This is a genomic window from Alteromonas macleodii (assembly GCF_903772925.1).
In the GTDB taxonomy this organism is placed as follows: Bacteria; Pseudomonadota; Gammaproteobacteria; order Enterobacterales; family Alteromonadaceae; genus Alteromonas; species Alteromonas macleodii_A.
Genome location: NZ_LR812090.1, coordinates 3772725 through 3795575, shown reverse-complemented (window position 1 = coordinate 3795575; position 22851 = coordinate 3772725). Strand labels below are relative to the sequence as shown.

Below are 22851 nucleotides of genomic sequence, written 5' to 3'. Positions count from 1 at the left end.
GCCGGGCGTTAGCCCGGCTCAATTCAATAAAATGAAGTATTTGCATCATCTCTCTTTTCTCACACTAGTTTTAAGTGTGCTCTTTTCTCCGGTTCACGCGGAAGAAATTCGCTTAGGCGGGCTACTGCTCGATAACAGTATAAGCCGCCAGGGTCACGAATTTGCTTCGCGAATTAGTCAATATTGGCGGGAAGTTCCCGACAGCTCAGGTAAAAACTTAGTAGTTAAAGAAATCATAGTGCCTCAAGCCGGAACGCTACTTTCAGTAATTTACGACAATAAAGTGGTGTATCAAACTTATATGGGACGTAGGCAAGTTCCGATAGATGAGAAAGTACAGCAAGCTATCTTTTTGGTATTAGACGCGGTAGCCAATGCGAGTATAGACAGTAGAAGCCCAGATTTAGCAGGGGACGAATGGTAATGAAGAAAAAAATTGTAATTGCAGCGCTTACAGTGGCGACGCTAGTTGCGCCTGCAATAACGCTGGCAACCGAATTGGTTTATGAGCCAATCAATCCGTCTTTTGGTGGCAACCCACTTAATGGTTCATTTTTATTAAGCAAGGCAAATTCACAAAACGCGCATAGTGCTTCTTTAAGCGAACGCTCTTACGATGAGCGGCTTCAAGAGTCATTAGAACGAGCCTATATAAATCGAATTGTTCGTGAAATTACAGATATCGCCTTTGGCGAGCAGGAATACGACGAAGATGGCAATCCGATAGACAGTATTTTTAACCAAGATAGTATTTTTGTTAGCGGTGACTTCCAGGTTGAGCTTATAACGAGTAACGCTGACAGTATTATCGTGAACATCACTAACTTGTTGACAGGTGAAGTCACCATTGTAGAAATTCCACGGTTTGGGTAGGGAAACACATGAGAAGTACCGTTTATTTATTATTGGCCTTGGCACTCACTGGTTGCCAGTCCATCACAAATACACTCCCGCCTGATACTACGGCTGCGGATATTATCAAAGATAGCGCCACCCTCTCTGAAGTAAAAAGTTTACCGGCACCCATGGGACAAATTCCGGTCTCCGTGTACGCGTTTAGGGATCAAACTGGGCAATACAAACCGAGTACGGGAGCGAGCTCTTTTTCAACTGCAGTGACACAGGGGGCTACGTCTATCCTTGTACAAACCCTAAGTGAAACATCATGGTTTTTACCTGTTGAGCGCGAAGGGCTACAAAATATTCTTACGGAAAGAAAAATTATCCGGGCCGACGAAAAAAACGGGGGCGATTTACCGCCACTCACGACTGCTAGAATTATTATAGAAGGCGGCATAATTAGCTACGACACCAATATTCGTACTGGTGGGGCTGGCGTTGAATATTTTGGTGTCGGCGCGAGTGAGTTGTTTAGAGAAGATCAAATTTCTATCTATATGCGCGCCGTTGACGTGAGAACGGGTCAAGTACTGGTATCGGTTTCAACATCTAAAAAAGTACTGAGCCAAGAAGTGAGAGCGGGATTGTTTAGGTACGTTTCGCTAAAGCGTTTGCTTGAAGCCGAAACGGGGTACACCACCAACGAACCCATGTTTGAATGCGTTAAGCAAAGCATAGAGAAAGCGGTGAGTGAATTAGTATTACAAGGAATGGAGAAAGGGGTATGGCGCGCCAAAGCGTAAGCGCCATACAGTGTTTTAATTTAATTGCTCGTCAGTTTAGTAGCTTACCTGTTGGGGCTGACTAAACTGATGATCGAACCATTTGATAAGTTCAACCCTATTTCTGCATTCTGTTTTCCTGAATATGCTGTATACGTGTGTTTTCACCGTATTCACACTGATATGCAAGCAATCTGCAATTTCTTGGTTCTGTGCACCGTCGGCAATTTTGCGTGTAATGGCCAATTCTCGTTTGGTTAGGACTGTAGTCGACGACTGAAGCGCAGCAACGGGCTTAGTTTTTGGCACTAGATTAGCATCTATATAGCGGCTCATGATTTCGCGACTAAACCATTTGTTACCTGCCTGAACCTGCTGAACACCTCTAACTAACAATTCCAAACTATCTTCGATATGAAACACCCCATTGATACCGTGTTGAAGTGCCGCGTAATGAAAGTCGATGTTACTTTCCGGTACGTTGAAAATCACTTTGTTTAATTCAGGATAATCGTTAACAACCGGCAAGCTAAACATGGCGGCAGGGTCACAATACTGTGCATCAATGAAAAAGGTATAAGTGTTGTTGAGTACGCTTCTAGGCGGGTGGATAGCGCCAGTTGTAACGTTAAATCCACACGATGGCAAAATACTAAGGAATCGTTCGTAAGCTCCATCCTTTTTAGTATTTTCCGAGAAACTACTTCTTGTTAAAACGAACGCTTGGTGTGACATGAAAGCTCCTTTTCGTGTACGTCAACCTTACGAACTATACAATAGCTTTACAATACTCCTGTGGTCTTACTTGCGGCGCCAAAGCGTAACAAAATGTAACAGTGAAAAACTTATATTAATTTTGCTTAAGAATAGCCGTTTTTCTTAAGTACTCGGCGAATTAAATATAAGTAAATTATCTCTATAAAAAACGTTTGCCCCCTTTGTTAATAATGACGTTAGTGTATAGTTCATCACCAAGCTAATCCTTCCAAAACTTCAACACACAGAGAGAACCATGACCGTAAATGTTGACACTCAGTCTTTGATTGCATCTATGCGCGATGTAGTAGGGCAAGCCTATTTGTTAACTGATAAAGCGAAAAAGCAGCCATATACCAAAGGGTTTCGCTTTGGCGCAGGTGAAGCGCTCGCGGTCGTAAGACCGGGAACACTGGTTGAAATTTGGCGCATTTTGAAACTTTGTGTTGAAGCCGATGTTGCGGTAATTATGCAAGCGGCAAATACAGGGTTAACGGGTGGTTCTACACCAGACGGTAAAGATTACGATAGACCTCTTGTTATTATAAGCACCATGCGCATTGATGAAATTCAGCTGGTGGATAATGGTAAACAAATTGTAGGTTTAGCCGGCAGTACCCTATTTGGATTGGAAGAAACGCTTGCGCCGTATGGCCGAGAGCCACATTCGGTTATCGGTTCATCGTGTATTGGTGCATCTATTGTGGGGGGTATATGCAACAACTCAGGCGGCGCTTTAGTAAAAAGAGGCCCAGCCTATACCGAGCTTGCTCTTTTTGCGCAAATTGATGCCAGCGGCAAGTTATCTTTGGTAAACAACCTTGGCATTAACCTAGGTAGCGAACCAGAAGAGATTTTAAATAACCTTGAAAACAAGCGTTATAAAGAAACTGATGTACAGCACCCCGACGCTCGCGCCTCAGATAATGAATATGATGAGCGCGTACGAGACGTTGACTCTAACACGCCATCTCGTTTTAACAATGACGGCAGGCGACTTCATGAGGCCTCAGGCTGTGCAGGCAAACTTGCTGTGTTTGCAGTAAGGCTAGACACCTTTCCAATTCCCGAAAAGAAACAAGTGTTTTATGTAGGCTCAAACGACGCTGCTGTATTTACAAAAGTGCGTCGCGACATTCTTTCAACCTTCAAGAATTTGCCTGACTCGGGTGAATACCTTCACCGCGATTGCTATGACGTGTCGAAAAAGTACGGCAAAGATATGTTTATCGTTATCAGTAAGCTTGGGGCGAAGTTCATTCCAAAGCTGTTTGCGTTTAAGCGCAAATTCGATGCATTTACCGACAAGTTAGGTTTTCTACCTAATAAAATGTCAGACCGCGTTATGCAGTACATGAGCTATATTTTTCCTAATCACTTACCCAAGCGCATGGAAGAGTTTAGGGACAAATATCAGCATCACTGGATTTTGGAAATGAGCAACGACGGGGTAGATGAAGCCAAAGCCTACCTAGATGAGTTCTTCAAAACTAATGAAGGCAGCTACTTTGAGTGTACCGAGGAAGAAGCAGATAAAGCGATTTTACACCGCTTTGTTGCCGGTGGAGCAATAGGTCGCTACCACGTAATGCACAGCAAAGAAGTGGGGGCCATGATGACCATAGACGTAGCGCTTCGCCGAAACGATCCTGATTGGTTTGAAGTACTACCAAAAGAAATAGACGATCAGATAGATACCAAACTGTATTATGGTCATTTGTTTTGCCACGTTATGCATCAAAACTATGTATTGAAGAAAGGCGCCGACGCGAAAGTGCTAAAAGGAAAAATTCTAGAAACCTTTGATGCTAGAAGTGCTGAGTATCCTGCAGAGCATAATGTGGGTCATGAGTACTTTGCCAAAGACGCGCTTAAGAATTTCTATCGCGAACTTGACCCAACCAACAGCTTCAACCCGGGCATAGGTAAAACTACCAAACTCAAAAACTGGGCTGAGCATGAAGGTGGCTGTTGTGGTGGACATCACTAAAAGTCTGATGACATAAAAAGCACTTTAAAAGGGTTCTGCTTGTTGTTTTCTAAATTAAAACCAAGTAGAACCCTTTTTCTTTCCAGCTAACTTTTTGCAGTTAGCGCTTTAAACAAGTTCTGAGATCTACACCACCTTGTTAAATCTGGACTAACCTGAACCAAACCCGATCCCCGCTAGTAAAAAAGAAAGTGTTTAAACTTTCACAGGCTATTAGTTTGCCTGTAAGTGAAAAGGGATTTGCTATGAAAGGTCAAGTAAACAACTCCACCATTCTTCTTCCTGTATTCCTTCCCGCCGTTGCCATCATTCTGCTTCTGGTTATCGGAACAATCAGTAACCCGGAACTCGCTGCCGAGGCTTTTAACAGCACACTGGCATGGATAACCGAAAGCTTTGGCTGGTTCTATATGCTGTCGGTTGCAATCTTTTTGGTCTTTATTGTATCGATTGCGTCATCTAGCTGGGGAAACATAAAATTAGGGCCCGATCATGCTGAGCCTCAATATAGCTTTCCCGAGTGGTTCTCGATGTTATTTTCTGCGGGCTACGGGGTAGCGCTGCTCTACTTTGGTGTGGCAGAGCCTGTTTTACACTATTCTTCGCCGCCTGCAGGAGCAGCTGAAACGGTCGACGCCGCTAAGCAGGCTATGCAAATTGCATTTTTTCATTGGGGCTTTCACATCTGGGCGATCTACGGGCTAGTGGGCTTGGTGCTTGCCTATTTCGCTTTCCGTCATGGTTTGCCCCTATCTATTCGCTCTGCTTTATATCCGCTGATAGGGGATAAAATTTATGGCCCTATAGGTCATGCGGTAGATGTATTCGCCATTCTAGGAACACTGTTTGGTATCGCCACTACCCTTGGACTATCTGTTACGCAAATCAATGCGGGGCTTAACTATCTGTCCGGTGATATTCCCATTGATATCATGGTGCAGGTAGGCACCATTGCTATCGTAACCATTGCCGCAACAATATCGGTTATTGCGGGAATGGATAAAGGCATCAAGCGACTTTCTATTCTGAACATGCTTTTGGCTGTATCTCTTATGGGTACAGTTTTTGTCATGGGGGAAACCGTTCATATTCTAGAGACCTTTCTGCAAAACACAGGGAGTTATGTCAACGGTATTATCGAGCGCACTTTTAATCTTCAAGCTTACAGTCGTAGTGACTGGATTGGAAACTGGACCCTATTTATATTTGGCTGGACCATTGCGTGGGCGCCGTTTGTGGGCATGTTCATTGCCAAAATAAGCCGGGGCAGAACCATTAGGCAGTTTGTGTTTGGTGTAATGCTAGTGCCTACCATGTTTACTTTCCTTTGGTTTTCTGTGTTTGGTGACACGGCGTTAAACGCCATCATGAACCAAGGAGTGACAACGCTTATTAGTGATGTTCAGGAGAACGAAGCCGTAGCCTTGTTTAAGCTTTACGACTTGTTACCCGGCGCGTCAATCATGTCAGGTTTGACCGTGTTATTAATCATTACATTTTTTGTGACCTCATCAGACTCAGGGTCGCTGGTTATCGACTCACTTGCTTCTGGTGGTAAAGAAGAAAGCCCGGTTTGGCAGCGTATATTCTGGGCCTGTTTAGAGGGTACGGTAGCAGCAGTATTACTGTTGGCTGGTGGACTGAATGCCCTGCAAACGATGACCATTGCAAGCGCCTTACCATTCGCCTTTATTATGTTAGCGTCTGCAGCAGGTCTGTGGCGTGCACTTGTCATCGAGGGCTATCGAAACAATAGTTTGACGGCGAATACATTGAATAGAAATCATGGTCGAACAACTAGCCTTAAAGGCCGGTTTGCTGCAATGGTCGATTATCCGAGCCGAAGCGAGGTGCATGAGTTTATTGATAAAACGGTAATAGCGGCGATGAAAGACGTACAAGCTGCTTTGAAAGCGCGAGAGTGGGAGGCGTTTGTTAAGCTTGAAGAGGAAACGGGAAGGGCGATCTTCACTGTTGAGCGTCACGATCACATGGACTTTATCTACGACATTCGAATGACCGAATATTTAGTACCGGGTTTTAGTTACGCAGAATTGCGCTCAGAAGGTGACGAGTCGGAAAAGTACTTTCGTGCTGAAGTGTTCCTTCGTCGCGGCGGTCAAGCCTATGATATTTATGGCTATGACAAGGAGAGTATCGCCAAGGATATCTTGGACCAGTTTGAAAGCTACTTGCACTTCCTTGATACCAGTCCAGGTGAACTGCCCTGGGAAATGGATGCCTATGATGACATGCTAACGCAGCCCAAAAAGTAGGTGAACTAGATAGTAAATTGAAGGGAAAGCATCATCGCTTTCCCTTCGTATCCCCTAATTATTTATTTGCTTAATAGTAGTTAGCGATCTGGTTGATGACCGCGTTTACCGCACGATAAGCATTTGACTCATTTTCAACACCACACGCTTGACCATTACAGCCCGACCAGTATGGATCAGAAAAATAGTCTAATTGTGTGGCGCTACCAAATGCTTGTGGATAAGCCATGATTGTTGAGAAGTTATTATCAACGCCATGTCCTATACCGTCACTATAAACGCCACCTACTGAACCTTGGCGAACAGAGTGGCCTAAGCCCATGTTGTGACCGAGTTCATGAACAAATGTGGACAGACCGCAATCAACGGCGCTAATGCTGTACATGCGGCTTTGCGAGCTAGAGTACAAAGTACCGTTGTTGCCTTGACCTACCCAGCCAATGCCGCACACGTAACCCACTAGCTGACCGCCTTCATAAATGTTTTCACGATTACCTAAAAGCACAACCATGTCTGCGCCGTTTGAAGATCGTGCGTTTTGCACACCACTGCTATCAGTTAACAAGTCTAGCGCACTTTCGGTAGGTTGAAGGTCGCTAGATGTAGCAGCAGATGACTGAGCGCCCACTAAACGCAACTGTAGATCTACCGCATTATTTTGATAAACACGGTTGGCGTGTGAGATGTATTGGTTAATTTTAGTGTCGATATTAGACACATTATTTGCAGCAGGTTGGGTGTAAAGCACCATTACATCGATGGTGGCTGCTGTTACTGATGTTGCACAAAGCAGTGAAACTGCCATTGCCGTTAAACACTTAAATGTGTGTTTCATTTTTATTTCCTTCTTGTTGTTTTATTTGAGCTTGTTGAATTTCCTGTGAAGCTCAACAGGCACTAGGGGATTAGTTTTGGCCGAGATCGAAGACTTCTTCAGCGTTGTCGTCGCTAAGCGGGCGTTTGCTGTCGGGTTCACGTTCGATGTGGTTTTGCATCATTGAAGACTTTGGTGCGATCCACGCGTATTTATCATTGCCTTCAAGCACGAACACGTCGCGAGGCGTGGCTAAGTTTCCGTAGGTGGCGTTTTCGCCAAGCGTTATAACGGCGGCGTAGAGAGAACCCGCACCTGGGATGTGGGCCTCTACGGTACGATCGCCGTTTGGATGAGTGACAACGTGGTCAACTTCACCGGTGTAACTGCCGCCGAACTGTGGGATGTATAAATCGAGATACTCGCCAACTTCTACCGTCATTAATTCTTCACGATCAAGCTCAATGTAAGCTTCATCGGTTACGTCAGCGGGAATATAGCCTTCTGCTTCAAGTACCTTTTTGCCATCTTCTGATGTTGTCCAGACGATGGTGTCTTTCTCTGATTTACCGTTAGTAGTAGTTGTAGCCTGAGCTTTTAGCTCGGCTTCATTTTTTGGTTTGAAGTTATCGACACCTGTCGATAACACTTTGCCGTTTCGTTGCCTTCCAACAGCGTTTTCTTTACCAACAGGTTTTGTCTCAGCATTCGCCGCTGCTACCTCTTTTTTGCCCGAGGGGGCTGTATCGATAAAGGCGAAAATACAACCAATAGCTACAATTGCCGTCGTAGCGGCAACAATACGCTTTTTCATAGTGTGTTCCTTTTATTTTTACTTACTGAATTTAGGAAATTGAACGTTAGAAATTAGCGACACCCTGGTTTTCAAAGCGCGCCCTAAATGAGCGGTATAAAGAACCAATGTGTTTAATGAAATTGCTTAGTGAATTAAGTAAGTCATTAAAACGTATAATATTTTCATGTTTAAAAAAGTATCGCTTTGCATAAGGGTGTATAAAATTTAGCCCTTTAGTGCAGTGTAAATTTCTTAGGCTAAATATGGGATTGCAAGATGTAGACCGAACGCCGAATTGGCTCGTTTTATTCAAGCTGGTGAGAACGAATAGGTCACCTAAAAATGGCTTCTGGATGATGAAAAGGGAACACCAAATAACAAAGAAATAATTCCGCTTGGTACGGGACTAGCGAGGTAACAACAGCGCAAAAACAAGCGAGATAGGTAGGGAAATGATAAAAAAAGAGCGAGTAAAATCCTTTACTCGCTTAAAAAGAAGGCCACCTTTTCTGAGGGAAAGTAGCCGTCGGAGAAATATTGGCTTTTTACTATGCTAATCGGTTGATTATCGAAGAGAAATCCATCCCTGCATTGCCTTCTTCGCAATGCATTTCAAACCACTTTGCAGCAAGCTCACCCATAGGTACTTGCGCGTTGACGCCCTTCGCGCCCTGCATGGCCAGCCCCAAGTCTTTGAGCATAAGCGCCGAAGCGAAACCGCCAGCAAAATCGTTATCAGCAGGGCTTTGTGGCCCTACACCTTTTACAGGGCAGTAGGTGGTCATTGACCATGTCTGTCCCGAGGCATTTGACGCGATATCGAAGAACACTTGCGCATCTAAGCCAAGTTTTTGTGCCAGCTGGAAGCTTTCACACGTCGCAATCATGGTCGCGCCAAGTAACATGTTGTTACAAATCTTCGCTGCTTGTCCCGCACCATGGCCGCCCGCATGAACAATTTTTTTGCCCATTGCGCTAAGTACGCCTTGCGCTTTGTCAAAGGGATCAGCGTCGCCACCCACCATAAACGTGAGTGTGCCGCCCGCAGCCGCTGCAACACCACCAGAAACTGGCGCATCCAGCATTTTAAGGCCTTTTTTCTCTGCCAGTTCTGACACACTCTTCGCCGTTTCTACGTCGATGGTGGAGCAATCAATAAGCAAGGTGCCTTCGCGGACAGAAGCCAAGATCTGATTTGAATAGATATCTTTTACGTGCTTGCCTGCTGGTAACATAGTGATAACGATGTCGGCCTCAGCAGCAGCTTGCTCTGTACTTTTCGCAATAGTGCAGCCTGCTTCTTTGGCTTTGGTCAGCGCCGCTTCGCTTAAGTCAAAAGCCAATACGTTGTAATCGTTCTTAACCAGGTTATCTGCCATCCCTGAGCCCATATTACCTAGGCCAATAAATGCAACTGTGGTCATAATAGTCTCCTCACTTAGCCCATGGTTGGAATAACAAAGGCGTTGTCGTTCGTATCTGAGCCATCAGGCCAGCGCTGCGTAATGGTTTTAATCTTGGTCCAGAATTTCACTCCTTCCATACCATGTTGATTGGTATCCCCAAATGCAGAGCGCTTCCAGCCCCCAAAAGTGTGGTAGGCAACTGGCACAGGAATAGGCACGTTAATCCCAACCATGCCCACGTTTACACGTTGCGCAAATTCGCGCGCCGCATGACCGTTACGGGTGTACATAGCAACACCATTACCGTATTGGTGGTCGCTTGCTAAGTTAACCGCTTCGTTGAAATCTTTCGCGCGCACCATTTGAAGCACTGGACCAAAAATCTCTTCTTTATATGAGCGCATGTCTTTGGTCACGTGGTCGAAGAAGGTTGGTCCGATGAAGTAGCCCTGGCTGTCGCTGGGAATTTGGCTGGTTCTACCGTCGTAAACAAGCTCAGCACCTTCTTCTATGCAGAGGTCGATATAGCCTTCCACGCGCTCTTTGTGAGCAGCAGTAACTACAGGGCCATAATGGGCGTTAGGATCTTCACTATGGCTTACCATAATGTCTTTAATAGCCGGTATTAGCTTGGCTTTTAGTTTCTCAGCGGTTTCATCGCCAACAGGCACGACAACCGGCAGCGCCATACAGCGTTCACCGGCACTGCCGTATGCAGCGCCCACTAAGTCGGTTACCACCTGATCTAGATCTGCGTCAGGCATTACTATGCCGTGGTTTTTCGCGCCGCCCATAGCTTGAACGCGCTTTCCAGCACGCGCACCACGCTCGTAAACGTAGTTTGCGATATCAGAAGAGCCTACAAAACTCACAGCCTTGATAGTTTGATGGTCTAAAATACCATCAACCACTTCTTTGTTACCGTGTACAACGTTAAGCACACCTGCTGGAAGGCCGGCTTCAATCATAAGCTTTGCCAGTTCAACAGGTACTGACGGATCGCGCTCTGATGGCTTTAAAATGAACGCGTTACCGCAGGCAATTGCCACACCAAACATCCACATTGGGATCATAGCCGGGAAGTTAAATGGCGTAATACCTGCCACTACACCAAGAGCTTGGCGCATGGAGTACACATCGATTCCTGGGCCTGCGCCTTCGGTATATTCACCTTTTTGCGCATGAGGGATGCCACAGGCAAACTCGATAACTTCAAGGCCGCGCTGAATATCACCTTGCGCATCAACCAACACTTTACCGTGCTCGCTTGATAATAGTGCCGCTAAGCGGTCGCGGTTTGCTTCAACTAATTCTTTAAACTTGAACATAACACGAGCGCGTCGTTGAGGATTTGTTGCTGCCCACTCAGCTTGAGCGGCTTGGGCTGTTTCAATTGCATAGGCCAAAGTTGAAGCGTTAGCTAAGCTAACTTCAGCCTGAACTTCACCTGTGTTGGGCGCAAATACCGACGCGGTATTTTCGCTGCTATCCTCAAAATCTTTACCTGCAATAAAGTGAACAATCTTTCTCATGACATAGCTCCTGTAATTTTTAACAATATTGAAACCTTGTGTTTGCAAAGACAATACATATACTTGCAGTATGGTGCTGTAAAAATGCAGGTGTTTAAGTGAATTGGGACGACATGCGTTTGTTTCTTGGTTTGGCAAGAAATGGTCGTGTAGCTATTGCAGCTAAAGGCTTGAAGGTAGACCCTACGACATTAATTCGTCGTGTAAAAAAACTGGAGGACTCATTAAATTGCAAGTTGTTCGAGCTAACTAAAAAGGGGTATGTGCTTACCACCCATGGCAGTGAGCTAGTTACGTATATCGAAAAAGCAGAGCATTACTTTCTAGAGGCACAAAATGAATTAGGTGATGAACGCTCGCATTTGGCAGGTACGATCAGAGTGAGTGTTTCTGAAGGTTTCGGTAGCTGGTTTTTAGCGCCATTACTCCCCAATTTTAAAAAGCAGTATCCGGGGATTAGTATTGAGCTTGTGGCAACCAGCGGCTTTTTAAACCTGAACAAACGAGAAGCTGATATGGCTATCTTGTTAGAAAAGCCCAGTAAAGGCTTGCTGGTTACACAAAAATTAACTGACTATAACCTCTATCTTTATACCCACCAGTCCCTTATCAGCGACAACGAACCTCGAACATTACAAGAGCTCACCGCCTTCAATTTAGTGAGTTACGTGCCCGATTTGGTGTATGCGCCTCAATTAAAGTTCATTGAAGAGACTGCTTTATCACAATTGAGTGCGCTTCGCAGCACCAGTATTAATGCGCAGTATCAAATGCTTGTAAATGGTGCAGGGGTGGGCATTTTGCCTAAATTTATGGCTGAAACTCAGCCAGGCTTAGTTAGACTCATTGAAAACGAGATTCATATCAAGCGTACATTTTGGTTGGCTACACATAAAGAAACTCATTCACAGGCGCGTTTCCAAGTATTCACAAAGTGGCTTATAGATAACGTTACAAAATATCGTTTAAGGTTCCTCGATTAAAAAATTAGACGTTTTTCTACTATATTTTGCTAGGTAGATATGTGAAAAAATCAGGGGAGAAGCGAAAAAAGCTGATTGGGTTTACCGTAAGTGATGAATGTGGTCTAGGCTATATTCATTGCATGACTAAACTAGGTTATAAGACATTGTTGAAAAGCCAACTTAAGCATCACGCTTTGTGAATCTTGCATACAATTATCAAATTATAGTTAAGGCACGATAAATAACTGCCGATACAAATTATATTACTGCCATTCTCTGTCAGGGAAGATCCCATGTTCAATAAACACTTAGTTAAAGAAAACGAAGCACTTAAAGAAGAACTACACATACTCAAGCAAGTGCGAGACGGGTTACGTGAAGATATGATTTTTCTTCGCCTAAACGAGCGTGGTGAAATAGACGCGGTCAACGGGATGTTCGAGGAGGAACTAGGGTACTCTCTGTCTCAAGTGAAAGGTAAACGCTTCTTTGAATTTGTTCCTGAAATTGCACGTAACACTCCTCATTTTAAAAAGTTAAAAGATGCTCTTGAACAGCGCGTTCACTACTGGGGGGCAATAGAGTTTGTGCGTGAAAACGGAGATGAGGCGTGGCTGCGTGGTGTAGTAGAGCCCATTTTCGATATTAATGGCAAGATACACAAATTCTCGGTAAACCTTAATGATCTTACGCGCACCATCGCTAAGTCGAAAGAACACGAAGATTTAGTCGCTGCTTTACACAAATCTAATGCAGCGATTGAGTTCGATCTTAATGGTGTAATTCAAGACGCTAATGAAGCCTTTTTGAAAACCGTTAAATACAGTTTGAACGACATAAAGGGTAAGCACCATAGAATATTCTGCGATACTGAATACGCTAATTCCATGGAATACAAAAATTTTTGGGATCGCCTAGCCCGAGGCGAATTCGTAGCAGGTCGCTTTGAACGTTTTGATGCGCATGGCAACAGCTTTTGGTTAGAGGCTACTTATAACCCTATTTGTGACTCTCACGGTCGCATGTATAAAGTGGTTAAACTAGCTACGGATATTACTGAGCAAGTAGCGCGCGAAAATGCGGTTTCCAGTGCAGCTGACATCGCCTACCACTCTTCTAACAACACCGATCAAATTGCGTCACGAGGTACAGAAGTCATTCGTGAATTACTTTCTGAAATGTCTTCACTATCGCAGCAAATGGACCGAGCAAAAGAAGGGATTAACGCCTTAGACGCTCAGTCTCAACAAATTGCCACAATAATAGGCAGCATTAGCGCCATTGCTGAACAGACCAACTTGCTTGCTTTAAACGCAGCTATTGAGGCGGCACGTGCCGGTGATCAAGGGCGCGGTTTCGCCGTTGTTGCTGACGAAGTGCGCCAGTTAGCGTCGCGTACTACAGAAGCCACGGAAGAAATTATCAATGTGGTTAAGCACAATCAGACACTAGCGACGGACGCGGTAGACCTTGTTAACGAAGGCGATGAAAAAGCGCAATCTGGGCTCAATTACGCGAAAGAAGCGGGTGAAGTCATTGAGCAAATTCAAGGCGGGGCTAAAGAAGTTGTCGATGCGGTAGGGCAGTTTACCAGTCGCCTAGGAAATTAGTCGTCGTTTTAGTCGCCCTTATAATAGCTAGCGACCTAGAAATACGTATCTTCCGTTAAATACAGAAGTGCTTCTATTCTTTAGAAGAAGATATTTTTTGAAAATTGGATTCATCCTATCTAGGTAGGATGAATTTTCTTCATCTAGTCAACGAGTGAAAATGCTTTTCAATTTAGCTTAAAACTCATACAGGTTGGCGCTTTTTATTGCAATTATCTTAGCGGACTTGCAGCATGCTAGACGTGTTTACCCTTTGCCGATCATTCCTATATGGAAAGCCCTATGACCAGAATACATCCAAATGCTGTTTGTGTTACTGCACTAACTGCTGCATCTTTCTTTAGCAGTTTAACCTTTGCCAATCCGCCACAAGCCATGTCTCCATCAGTGGGTACCGAAACAGTAAAAAGCGCTGCATTATCAGAAAATAAAACGCCGCTTATCCCTATGACAACCTATCCGTTAGTTAACAAGCCTATGCCGCAATTTAGCGTTGATGCAAGCTGGCCATCGTTGCCAGAAACCTGGATGCTGGGGCAGGTGTCGGGTCTTTCTATCGATAAATATGATCATGTTTGGATATTGCAGCGTCCCAACTCTCTGGGCAAAACTGATACAGGGCTTGTTGCAACGCCACCCACCGCGGTGTGTTGTGAACCAGCGCCCCATGTTATTCGCTTTACGCCCGATGGTGAGGTAGCTACAGCATGGGGCGGCGAAAGCAACGCACCCACGATAGACGGTGTAAATCAATGGCCAGTAAACGTACACGGGCTATTTGTTGATGAGAATGACACGGTTTGGTTAGCTGGCAATGGCAAAGATGACCATGTGTCTGTGGGTTTTACTTTTGATGGCGAGTTTGTGAAAGGCATAGGTAGGCGAGGGCAGACCAACGGCAATATGGACTTGCATACACTGGGCAATCCCGCAGATATGTTTATGGACATTGAGCACAACGAATTAGTGATTGCCGATGGCTATATTAATACGCGCATTGCAAGTTTTGATGTGGAGAAAGAGAGGGCGACTCATGTGCTTGGTGCTTATGGAGAAAAGCCATTAGGGCCCACTCGCGAAGGAGACTTTGATCAGTCCCAAGCCACCCAGCCGCAAAAGCAGGGGATAGATCCGGAAAACCCATTATTTGGGAATATCGTGCATTGTATAAATCAAGACCGCGACGGATTTATTTATGTATGTGACCGTCGAAACAACCGCCTTCAAATATTTAAACGGGAAAAAAGCGGTGATATCCGCTTTGTTAAAAACTTTGCCGTACGACCAGAAACTGGGGGGCTAGGTACAGCAACTGATGTAGCATTTTCACCCGATGGTAAATACTTGTACGTTGCCGATATGATGAACGGGCGTATTTGGATTTACGATAGAAAATCTCATGAAAAGCTAGGTTCGATAGGTAAAAACGGTCGCTATCCAGGCCAATTTATATGGCTACACAGTATTGATACCGATAGCGAAGGAAACCTTTACACCACCGAAGTTAATACCGGTAGACGAGTGCAAAAGCTGGTATTTCAGGGCGTTAAATAACGCCCTTATATGACGGTCATGACCGTTTCCGGATTTGGGCGCAAAGGCAAAGAGAAATACCTAAACGCGCCCCAGAAGTTTACTATCGGTTTTTTAGAAACAAATGACTACGCGGAAATTAGTCATGCAATGCGTCTAAAAATGGCACCTTAAAGCGCTCAAAAGCTTCAATGTGAGGCAAGTGGCCTAACCCTTCTAATTCAACAACATGGATGTTTGAATTGCGGGATTTTACTTCCTTGCCTAATTTGTCGTAACGACCTAATTCTCTACTTACCTTGTCATGTTTGTTTGCACGTCCGGGCGCTGTGCGATCACGGGTACCTAATATTAGTGTAGTTGGCAGGGCTAAATCATCAAACTCTTCAATAACCGGCTGCGTAAATATCATATCGTAGGTCAGCGCATTAACCCGTGCTAGTGTTTCCCAATCTGGGCCGTTTATCCACCCTTGTAAAAACTCGGCATGCTCGGCATAAGTGTTGTTCCACGCACCGTCGTAATAGTTTTTTGTTTGATAATTAACGATCATTTCTGGCGTTTTCTTAAGCTCACTTTGGTATACCGTTTCAATGTCGGTGTAACTTTCATACAGCAAGTAGTTTTCTAAACCTATGGGGTTTATCAAAATAAGGCTTTCGCTTGTGTCGGGGGAAAGCAATGCAAATCGCGTAGCTAACATGCCGCCCATGGAGTGCCCTACAATAATACTTTTCTCGATGTTTAAAGACTGCATTAATTGTCGCGTATTGTTCGCAAGCGTGGCAAAACTGTATTGATATTGGGTAGGTTTAGACGATTTTCCAAAGCCTATTTGGTCGGGAATAAGAACGCCGTAGCCCTGATTTTGCAGAAGACGCGCCGTACTTTCCCAGTAAGCTCCGTTAAAATTTTTCCCATGAAAAAGCGTTACCACAGGCTTTTCCTCTTTGGGAGGCAAAAACATATAGGCCATTTCTAGGTCGTTTCCCTGTGAAGAGAAGCTAAACATTTTTACATCGAATGGATATTCCACCGTGCTCAAGCGTTTATCAAATGTGGGACGGGCTAGCGAGTTGGCGTCGGTTCCCAGTGCAAGAGAGACATTTGAAAAGAGTAACAATGTCAGCATGCCATGAATTAGCAATACCTTTACATTTTTGAGCATAAATCACCTTCTGGCCGGTTCAAGAGCGGAACGAGCCCAGTATGGCATACCCGCTTTTATCTACCCACTCATCCTCGCCTAGATACGACAGCAGTACAAAATTTAGCGATGCTTCCCGATAATCTCAATATGGCGCAAATGCTCTTGCTATGTTCTTTTGATTGTCCTTGCTTTGTTTGTTCATTATTTGTAATAAGAAATAACCATTTTGATAGCCTTTAAAGGTAAGGGTGTGTAAAAAGTGATTTTACTTTTTATTAAATTTAGAAAATTTACAATCAAAGTTAACAAACCAAAATTCATTAAAATCATGTATTTATAGTTTTGTTGCTATGTATTGATAAAAACTTGTTAAATTTTTGGTTGACGGGGATAACAAACAGTGGTCATATTCTCACATGTTGAGCATTTGATCTTTGTGTGAGCAATTGGGTTTCCGTTATGTTTTTCCCGATTTCTCCAAGATACGAAGACTCTTCAAAAATTACACTCCACACAATTACCAAAGAATAAAAGAGGGTTCATAATGGGACTTGACACAACGAAACACGTGACGCAATCAACTCAGTGCGCTAAACGAGCATCTTTAAGTCTGATCGCTGCCGCTGTAATGGCTGCCACTGTGCCAACGTTAGGTATGGCGCAAGAACTTAGCCAAGAAAAGCCAATGTACGTACCACCCAGTGAACCCAATGAATTTCTTGATGGTCGAGTGCAAGTTAACTTCTTAGCTATGCAGAATTATCAAGCTATCCAAGCCAAAGATGGTGCGTTTCGTCCAGAAGATGAAACTCAGTCAGATGGCTTCGGTCGTCTTCGCGTGAACTTAATGTTTTAGTTCAAAATTACCGAAAACATAACTGCCGATATTGATATCGCTGAAGAGCCTAATGACTTCGGTAATAATGGCGACAGAGACTTCTCATTCCACCAAGATTTTGCTGGTGTCGAGTTTGATATGCTTGGTTTGACTGGTTATGAAAAAGAGAACGCTAGCCTTATTTTACGCGTGGGCAACATAGGTGCTTCTCCTTTCCAATTTAAAGGTTTCCAAGACGGTGCGGACAACCAAGGTAACGCACTTATCGGTAACGGCATTAACGACTACGCCACTGCCGAAAACGGTATTCAGCTAAGCTACACCGAAACATTCGATAACGGCATTCTTCGTTCATACAATGTGGCGGGTCACATGACTACGTCAAGCTTTGGTGAAGCTTTTCAGGAAGATCGCGGCTACAACTACCGCTTGCAAGGTACCTTGGAATTTGAAGGTGGCTTTAAAGCCGGACTTAACTTCTTCAATGCTAATCAAGGCGAGCAACTTGTATTCGAAAACGGTCTTGCCAGCTTAGATGGCGTTACCACTACCAACTATCGTTTTGGTGACGGTGAAAACTATAACTTTTCTGCGTCTGCCTCTAGTGAACGTGATACTCACGTAGGTGCACTACCAGGGCTTAATCAATCAATTATGCAGCTTACCTTAGCGTATCAGCCAAGTGACCAAACCAGCGTTATTTTAATGCTAGGTAAAGCAACTGATGATTATACCTTTGCAGACGTAGAAGGTAATGCTGTTGCAGGTATCACTTACTTCGGTAATGAAGGCGTGTTAGACCCAACAGGTACTACGTTCGATTCTAACCAGGTCATTGAAGCTGATTCGTCAGTTGAATACTGGGTGGTAGAAGCGCAGCAGTACATTATTCCAGAGAAGCTCTATGTTGCTGCACGTTATGCAGAATCTGAAAATACGTCAGACCTTATTGAGCAAACAGATAATGAAGTTACTCGTTTACAGGTATCAGCGGGTTATTGGATCAACGACCGTACCCTTTGGAAAGTGGAATACGTAGACCAAGACGAAGGCGTTAACTCTGGCGGTCAGATTGGCGCAGGATTCGACGGTTTAACGTCTGAAATTTCAGTTAAGTTTTAATCGCTAACCAAGTTTTAACACAAAAGGTTAGGTACGGAATTGCTTCGCTGCCTAACCACCTAACTTACTTTAATACCTCTGATTTTTTCATCCCCGCGTTAACCAAATTTGGGCGGGGAGGGGAAAGTCATATCTGATAAGAGTACAAAGGGGAGAGACCCGATGTTAAAAAAACTATCTTTAATTGTAGCCAGCGCACTAACCATTAACGTGGCGGCGCAAGCAGAAACTATCACTATCGCTACCGTTAACAATGGCGACATGATCACCATGAAGTCGCTTAGCAGCGAGTTTGAAAAGCAGCACCCTGATATCGACCTTAAATGGGTAACGTTAGAAGAAAACATTCTTCGTCAGCGCGTTACTACCGACGTTGCTACTAGCGGTGGGCAGTACGATGTAATGACAATTGGCACCTATGAAGTACCAATTTGGGGCAAGCAAGGCTGGCTTACCGAACTTAACGGGCTAGGTGACGATTACGATATTGACGACTTATTACCTGCTATTCGCAGTGGCCTTTCCGTAAACGACAAGCTTTATGCTGCACCGTTTTATGGTGAAAGTTCAATGGTGATGTACCGCACAGACCTAATGGAAAAAGCTGGCTTAGAAATGCCGAAAGCACCTACATGGAGCTTTATCAAAGAAGCTGCTGCAGCAATGACTGATAAAGACGCCGGCGTATACGGCATTTGCCTTCGCGGTAAAGCTGGGTGGGGCGAAAACATTGCGCTATTAACGTCAATGTCTAACTCTTTTGGTGCTCGCTGGTTCGACGAAAATTGGAAGCCGCAGTTCGATTCTAAAGCGTGGAAAGACACCTTAGAGTACTACGTAGATGTAATGGAAAAATACGGCCCTCCAGGCGCTTCAGCCAATGGTTTTAACGAGAACTTGGCACTGTTCCAAACCGGTAAATGCGGCATGTGGATTGACGCTACCGTAGCGGGTGGCTTTGTTACTAACGAAAAAGACTCTGAAGTTGCCGACAAAGTAGGCTTCGCGCTTGCTCCTGATAACGGTTTAGGTAAACGCGGTAATTGGCTATGGGCTTGGACTTTAGCTATTCCATCAAGCAGTAAGAAAACCGATGCGGCGATGAAGTTCATCAGCTGGGCAACATCAAAGGGCTATTCAAACTTAGTTGCAGATAAAAAAGGTTGGGCGAATGTCCCTCCGGGCACACGTACCTCATTGTATGAGAACGACGCTTATTTAGAAGCCGCGCCGTTTGCACAAATTACCCTAGATTCGATTAATTCTGCAGACCCGAAAAAACCAACGGTAGAGCCTGTGCCCTATGTAGGTATTCAGTTTGTGGCAATTCCTGAGTTCCAAGGTATTGGTACCGCAGTAGGTCAGCAGTTTAGCGCCGCGTTAACCGGCCGAATGACGGTAGATCAAGCACTGCAAAGCTCACAATTTTTAGTTGAACGCGCTATGCGCAAAGCGCGCTACCCAAAATAAACAGCGTTAACCACAGGGAAAGTGCTTTATTGCACTTTCCCATTTAATAATTATAAGAGGGCTAGTCATGGCGACCACACAATCTCGTACTTTAGCCAAAATCATGCTTTTTCCTTCGGTCTCTTTGCTTTTAGCATGGATGATCGTGCCTTTATGCATGACCCTTTATTTCTCGGTATTAGACTATAACTTGCTTATGCCGGGCGATAACGAATTCATCGGCTTTCTCAACTACGAGTTCTTTTTAACTGACCCCGCGTTTATCGAGTCATTCTTTAACACCCTGTTGCTTGTTGGCGGTGTATTGTTTATCACCATTTGCGGCGGAGTTGGCTTAGCGGTTCTATTAGACCAGGCAATATGGGGACGAAACTACGTACGTATTATGGTACTTGCGCCATTTTTCGTTATGCCTACGGTATCCGCGCTGGTATGGAAAAACATGTTTATGAACCCAGTGAATGGTCTGTTTGCCCACTTTGCTGAGTTTATTGGCGTAACGCCTATCGACTTTTTTGCTGAGCTGCCTTTACTGTCAATCATCATCATTGTGTCGTGGCAGTGGCTACCGTTTGCAGCACTGATTTTGCTCACAGCTATTCAATCGCTTGACCGTGAGCAGCTAGAAGCGGCAGATCTTGATGGTGCAGGTCCATGGAGCAAGTTCGTTTATATTGTGTTGCCTCACCTTTCTCGTGCGGTCACGGCAGTAATCCTAATTGAAACGATTTTCTTACTATCGATTTTCGCTGAAATTCTTGTGACGACTAGTGGTGGCCCTGGATATTCTTCGACCAACATTACTTACCTTATTTATACCCAATCGCTTTTGCAGTTCGATGTAGGCGGTGGTTCGGCAGGCGGTATTGTGGCAGTGGTTATTGCCAACATAGTCGCTATTTTCCTAATGCGCCTTATTGGCAAGAACTTAGAGGGATAAGTAATGGCGATTAAAGATACGAATAAATCAAAACTTATCTACACCCTTGCGGCGTGGACAGTAAGCGGGATGATTTTCTTCCCCATTCTTTGGACGATTATTACAAGCTTTAAAACTGAGTCAGAGGCCATTTCCGCTTCACCGAGTTTGTTTATGTTCGATTGGACTCTGGAGAACTATGCTGAAGTGCTTTCTCGGTCTCCTTATTTCGACCATTTCATGAACTCAGTTGTGATTTCGCTTGGGGCTAGTCTTCTTGGGTTGCTTATTGCTATTCCAGCTGCTTGGTCCATGGCCTTCGTTCAAACTAAGCGCACAAAGAATCTACTTATGTGGATGCTTTCTACCAAGATGCTTCCACCGGTAGGCGTGTTAATTCCTATTTACCTGCTATTTCGCGATTTTGGATTATTAGATACGCGTATTGGTTTGGTCATTGTAATGACGCTTATCAACCTGCCTATTATGGTGTGGATGCTTTATACCTACTTTAGAGAGATCCCGAATGAAATCTTGGAAGCGGCACGTATGGATGGCGCAGGAATAAAGCAAGAGATCTTCCAGGTGCTGCTGCCAATAGCGCTGCCAGGAATTGCTTCAACATTACTACTAAACGTTATTTTGGCGTGGAATGAGGCATTTTGGACCCTCATTCTTACTGCAGCTAACGCAGCGCCTTTAACCGCATTTATTGCCAGTTACTCAAGCCCAGAGGGGTTATTTTACGCAAAACTATCGGCTGCATCCGTGATGGCCGTGGTGCCAATTCTTATCCTAGGTTGGTTTAGTCAGAAACAGTTAGTGCGCGGCTTAAGCTTCGGCGCAGTTAAGTAGGAGAACTTCAAAATGGGAAGTATTACCTTAAAGCAAGTTACAAAGAGCTTCGGCGACGTTAACGTGATTAAGCCGCTGGATTTAGAAATTCGAGATGGTGAATTCATTGTGTTTGTTGGGCCGTCGGGTTGTGGTAAGTCAACGTTACTACGCATGATTGCCGGCCTTGAAGACACAACAAGCGGTACTATTGAGATTGATAACCAGGACGCGACGGACATGCCGCCAGCACAGCGGGGGTTGGCTATGGTGTTCCAGTCTTACGCCCTTTACCCTCATATGTCGGTGCGTAACAACATTGCTTTTCCGCTAAAACAGGCGAAAGTAGACCCTGCAATTATTGAACAGAAAATTGAAAAAGCGGCGAAAATGCTAAACCTTACCGATTACCTTGACCGCAAACCGGGTCAACTTTCAGGCGGTCAGCGCCAGCGTGTTGCTATCGGACGTGCTATAGTACGTCAGCCTTCAGCGTTCTTGTTCGATGAGCCGCTGTCGAACCTAGATGCATCACTTCGCGTTAATATGCGCCTAGAAATATCTGAACTTCATAAAAGCTTAGATACGACCATGATTTATGTTACCCACGATCAAGTTGAAGCCATGACGATGGCAGACCGTATTGCAGTATTCAACGGTGGCATTATTGAACAGGTAGGCACGCCTTTGGAGCTTTACCAAAAGCCAGTAAATCAATTTGTAGCAGGCTTTATCGGTTCGCCAAAAATGAACTTTATTAGTGTAGATACCAAAGCAGGTGACCCGACGTGCAGCTTAGGTGTGCGCCCAGAGCACTTTAGAATTACCGAAGAAAAAGGGCTGTGGACTGGCAGAGTTGGCGTGATTGAGCACTTAGGGTCTGAAACCTTTTTGCATGTTCATGTTGATGGTGTCGGTACATTAACGGTGAAAGCCGATGGTGATTGTAAAGTGGCCTACGGCGACATAATTAATTTAACGGCAGCGCAAGAGAAAATCATGCACTTCGACAAAGATGGCGTAACCATCCCCGAGTTGTCTTGGGGTGAAAAAACGTCGTCTTCGGCAGCTTAATGGCATTGCTGCAGTGCGATACGCAAGGCTTTAATGAGTGCATCCCAAGTACACTATTAGGTTCCCAACGTTAACTAATAGTGTACTTCTTTGCAGTTAAAGCATTAGCGCTTAGCTAAAAGAAACTACAAAAGTAAAACGTTT

The 22851-nt window shown here is 44.6% G+C and carries 18 protein-coding genes and 1 pseudogene; 13 read left to right on the top strand and 6 right to left on the bottom strand.

Translation table 11 applies throughout. From position 1 onward, the window contains the following. The first annotated feature begins 31 nt into the window (after positions 1-31). Genes PCAR9_RS16295 through PCAR9_RS16285 form a run of 3 tightly spaced genes read left to right on the top strand, consistent with a single transcriptional unit; the run spans position 32 to position 1643 of the window. Positions 32-424: a CsgE family curli-type amyloid fiber assembly protein gene (locus PCAR9_RS16295; protein ID WP_179984518.1), complete on the top strand. Its 393-nt coding sequence runs from the start codon at positions 32-34 to the stop codon at positions 422-424. Next, positions 418-873 (top strand): curli assembly protein CsgF, encoded by a 456-nt coding sequence (locus PCAR9_RS16290; RefSeq protein ID WP_232091236.1) that lies wholly within the window; start codon positions 418-420, stop codon positions 871-873. The genes PCAR9_RS16295 and PCAR9_RS16290 overlap by 7 nt, the downstream gene beginning before the upstream one ends. A gap of 8 nt (positions 874-881) precedes the next feature. Next, positions 882-1643 carry a CsgG/HfaB family protein gene (locus PCAR9_RS16285; RefSeq protein ID WP_179984516.1) on the top strand — a complete coding sequence of 254 codons (762 nt, stop codon included), beginning with the start codon at positions 882-884 and terminating at the stop codon, positions 1641-1643. 36 nt (positions 1644-1679) lie between these two features. On the opposite strand, the gene PCAR9_RS16280 is transcribed toward PCAR9_RS16285, so the two are convergent. Continuing rightward, positions 1680-2357, bottom strand: a complete 678-nt coding sequence (locus tag PCAR9_RS16280; protein WP_179984515.1) for a helix-turn-helix transcriptional regulator — start codon at positions 2355-2357, stop codon at positions 1680-1682. A 277-nt stretch (positions 2358-2634) separates the two neighbouring features. Here PCAR9_RS16280 and dld point away from each other — a divergent pair, with 277 nt between their 5' ends. Further along, the gene (gene dld / locus PCAR9_RS16275; protein WP_179984514.1) at positions 2635-4368 is read left to right on the top strand and encodes a D-lactate dehydrogenase; all 1734 of its coding nucleotides are present in this window, start codon (positions 2635-2637) and stop codon (positions 4366-4368) included. A gap of 245 nt (positions 4369-4613) precedes the next feature. After that, positions 4614-6644, top strand: a complete 2031-nt coding sequence (locus PCAR9_RS16270; protein ID WP_179984513.1) for a BCCT family transporter — start codon at positions 4614-4616, stop codon at positions 6642-6644. Positions 6645-6714: 70 nt separating this feature from the next. On the opposite strand, the gene PCAR9_RS16265 is transcribed toward PCAR9_RS16270, so the two are convergent. The 4 genes from PCAR9_RS16265 to PCAR9_RS16250 form a co-directional block, all read right to left on the bottom strand. After that, entirely contained in the window at positions 6715-7479 is a 765-nt protein-coding gene (locus PCAR9_RS16265) for a zinc-dependent metalloprotease family protein (RefSeq protein ID WP_141152697.1), read from the bottom strand. A gap of 70 nt (positions 7480-7549) precedes the next feature. Then, positions 7550-8272, bottom strand: coding sequence for a protease inhibitor BamI-like protein (locus PCAR9_RS16260; RefSeq protein ID WP_179984512.1), 723 nt, complete (start codon positions 8270-8272; stop codon positions 7550-7552). Positions 8273-8802: 530 nt separating this feature from the next. Further along, the gene (mmsB, locus tag PCAR9_RS16255; RefSeq protein ID WP_232091235.1) at positions 8803-9678 is read right to left on the bottom strand and encodes a 3-hydroxyisobutyrate dehydrogenase; all 876 of its coding nucleotides are present in this window, start codon (positions 9676-9678) and stop codon (positions 8803-8805) included. Between the two features lie 14 nt (positions 9679-9692). Then, positions 9693-11192, bottom strand: coding sequence for a CoA-acylating methylmalonate-semialdehyde dehydrogenase (locus tag PCAR9_RS16250; RefSeq protein ID WP_179984511.1), 1500 nt, complete (start codon positions 11190-11192; stop codon positions 9693-9695). 98 nt (positions 11193-11290) lie between these two features. Between PCAR9_RS16250 and PCAR9_RS16245 the strand changes: the two genes are divergently transcribed. From PCAR9_RS16245 to PCAR9_RS16235, 3 genes are all read left to right on the top strand, one after another. Beyond that, positions 11291-12175: a LysR family transcriptional regulator gene (locus PCAR9_RS16245; RefSeq protein WP_179984510.1), complete on the top strand. Its 885-nt coding sequence runs from the start codon at positions 11291-11293 to the stop codon at positions 12173-12175. Positions 12176-12450: 275 nt separating this feature from the next. Then, positions 12451-13767, top strand: coding sequence for a methyl-accepting chemotaxis protein (locus PCAR9_RS16240; RefSeq protein WP_179984509.1), 1317 nt, complete (start codon positions 12451-12453; stop codon positions 13765-13767). A 282-nt stretch (positions 13768-14049) separates the two neighbouring features. Next, the gene (locus PCAR9_RS16235) at positions 14050-15321 is read left to right on the top strand and encodes a beta-propeller fold lactonase family protein (RefSeq protein WP_179984508.1); all 1272 of its coding nucleotides are present in this window, start codon (positions 14050-14052) and stop codon (positions 15319-15321) included. Positions 15322-15439: 118 nt separating this feature from the next. On the opposite strand, the gene PCAR9_RS16230 is transcribed toward PCAR9_RS16235, so the two are convergent. Next, positions 15440-16468 carry an alpha/beta fold hydrolase gene (locus tag PCAR9_RS16230; protein WP_232091234.1) on the bottom strand — a complete coding sequence of 343 codons (1029 nt, stop codon included), beginning with the start codon at positions 16466-16468 and terminating at the stop codon, positions 15440-15442. Between the two features lie 667 nt (positions 16469-17135). Between PCAR9_RS16230 and PCAR9_RS16225 the strand changes: the two are divergent. The 5 genes and pseudogenes from PCAR9_RS16225 to PCAR9_RS16205 all read left to right on the top strand — a co-directional run bounded on the left by PCAR9_RS16225 (position 17136) and on the right by PCAR9_RS16205 (position 22707). Beyond that, a pseudogene (locus PCAR9_RS16225) lies at positions 17136-18410 on the top strand (hypothetical protein). 162 nt (positions 18411-18572) lie between these two features. Beyond that, a complete protein-coding gene (locus PCAR9_RS16220) occupies positions 18573-19880 on the top strand; it encodes an ABC transporter substrate-binding protein (protein WP_179984507.1) in 1308 nt (435 codons plus the stop codon). Positions 19881-19947: 67 nt separating this feature from the next. Further along, the gene (locus PCAR9_RS16215; RefSeq protein WP_179984506.1) at positions 19948-20820 is read left to right on the top strand and encodes a carbohydrate ABC transporter permease; all 873 of its coding nucleotides are present in this window, start codon (positions 19948-19950) and stop codon (positions 20818-20820) included. 3 nt (positions 20821-20823) lie between these two features. Then, entirely contained in the window at positions 20824-21654 is an 831-nt protein-coding gene (locus tag PCAR9_RS16210) for a carbohydrate ABC transporter permease (protein ID WP_071959882.1), read from the top strand. A gap of 12 nt (positions 21655-21666) precedes the next feature. Then, positions 21667-22707, top strand: a complete 1041-nt coding sequence (locus PCAR9_RS16205) for an ABC transporter ATP-binding protein (protein WP_179984505.1) — start codon at positions 21667-21669, stop codon at positions 22705-22707. Positions 22708-22851 lie beyond the last annotated feature (144 nt).

Coding starts and splice junctions, on each gene's coding strand:
- PCAR9_RS16295 (WP_179984518.1), top strand. CDS start 32: ATGAAGTATTTGCATCATCTCTCTTTTCTCACACTAGTTTTAAGTGTG.
- PCAR9_RS16290 (WP_232091236.1), top strand. CDS start 418: ATGGTAATGAAGAAAAAAATTGTAATTGCAGCGCTTACAGTGGCGACG.
- PCAR9_RS16285 (WP_179984516.1), top strand. CDS start 882: ATGAGAAGTACCGTTTATTTATTATTGGCCTTGGCACTCACTGGTTGC.
- PCAR9_RS16280 (WP_179984515.1), bottom strand. CDS start 2,357: ATGTCACACCAAGCGTTCGTTTTAACAAGAAGTAGTTTCTCGGAAAAT.
- dld (WP_179984514.1), top strand. CDS start 2,635: ATGACCGTAAATGTTGACACTCAGTCTTTGATTGCATCTATGCGCGAT.
- PCAR9_RS16270 (WP_179984513.1), top strand. CDS start 4,614: ATGAAAGGTCAAGTAAACAACTCCACCATTCTTCTTCCTGTATTCCTT.
- PCAR9_RS16265 (WP_141152697.1), bottom strand. CDS start 7,479: ATGAAACACACATTTAAGTGTTTAACGGCAATGGCAGTTTCACTGCTT.
- PCAR9_RS16260 (WP_179984512.1), bottom strand. CDS start 8,272: ATGAAAAAGCGTATTGTTGCCGCTACGACGGCAATTGTAGCTATTGGT.
- mmsB (WP_232091235.1), bottom strand. CDS start 9,678: ATGACCACAGTTGCATTTATTGGCCTAGGTAATATGGGCTCAGGGATG.
- PCAR9_RS16250 (WP_179984511.1), bottom strand. CDS start 11,192: ATGAGAAAGATTGTTCACTTTATTGCAGGTAAAGATTTTGAGGATAGC.
- PCAR9_RS16240 (WP_179984509.1), top strand. CDS start 12,451: ATGTTCAATAAACACTTAGTTAAAGAAAACGAAGCACTTAAAGAAGAA.
- PCAR9_RS16235 (WP_179984508.1), top strand. CDS start 14,050: ATGACCAGAATACATCCAAATGCTGTTTGTGTTACTGCACTAACTGCT.
- PCAR9_RS16230 (WP_232091234.1), bottom strand. CDS start 16,468: ATGCTCAAAAATGTAAAGGTATTGCTAATTCATGGCATGCTGACATTG.
- PCAR9_RS16220 (WP_179984507.1), top strand. CDS start 18,573: ATGTTAAAAAAACTATCTTTAATTGTAGCCAGCGCACTAACCATTAAC.
- PCAR9_RS16215 (WP_179984506.1), top strand. CDS start 19,948: ATGGCGACCACACAATCTCGTACTTTAGCCAAAATCATGCTTTTTCCT.
- PCAR9_RS16210 (WP_071959882.1), top strand. CDS start 20,824: ATGGCGATTAAAGATACGAATAAATCAAAACTTATCTACACCCTTGCG.
- PCAR9_RS16205 (WP_179984505.1), top strand. CDS start 21,667: ATGGGAAGTATTACCTTAAAGCAAGTTACAAAGAGCTTCGGCGACGTT.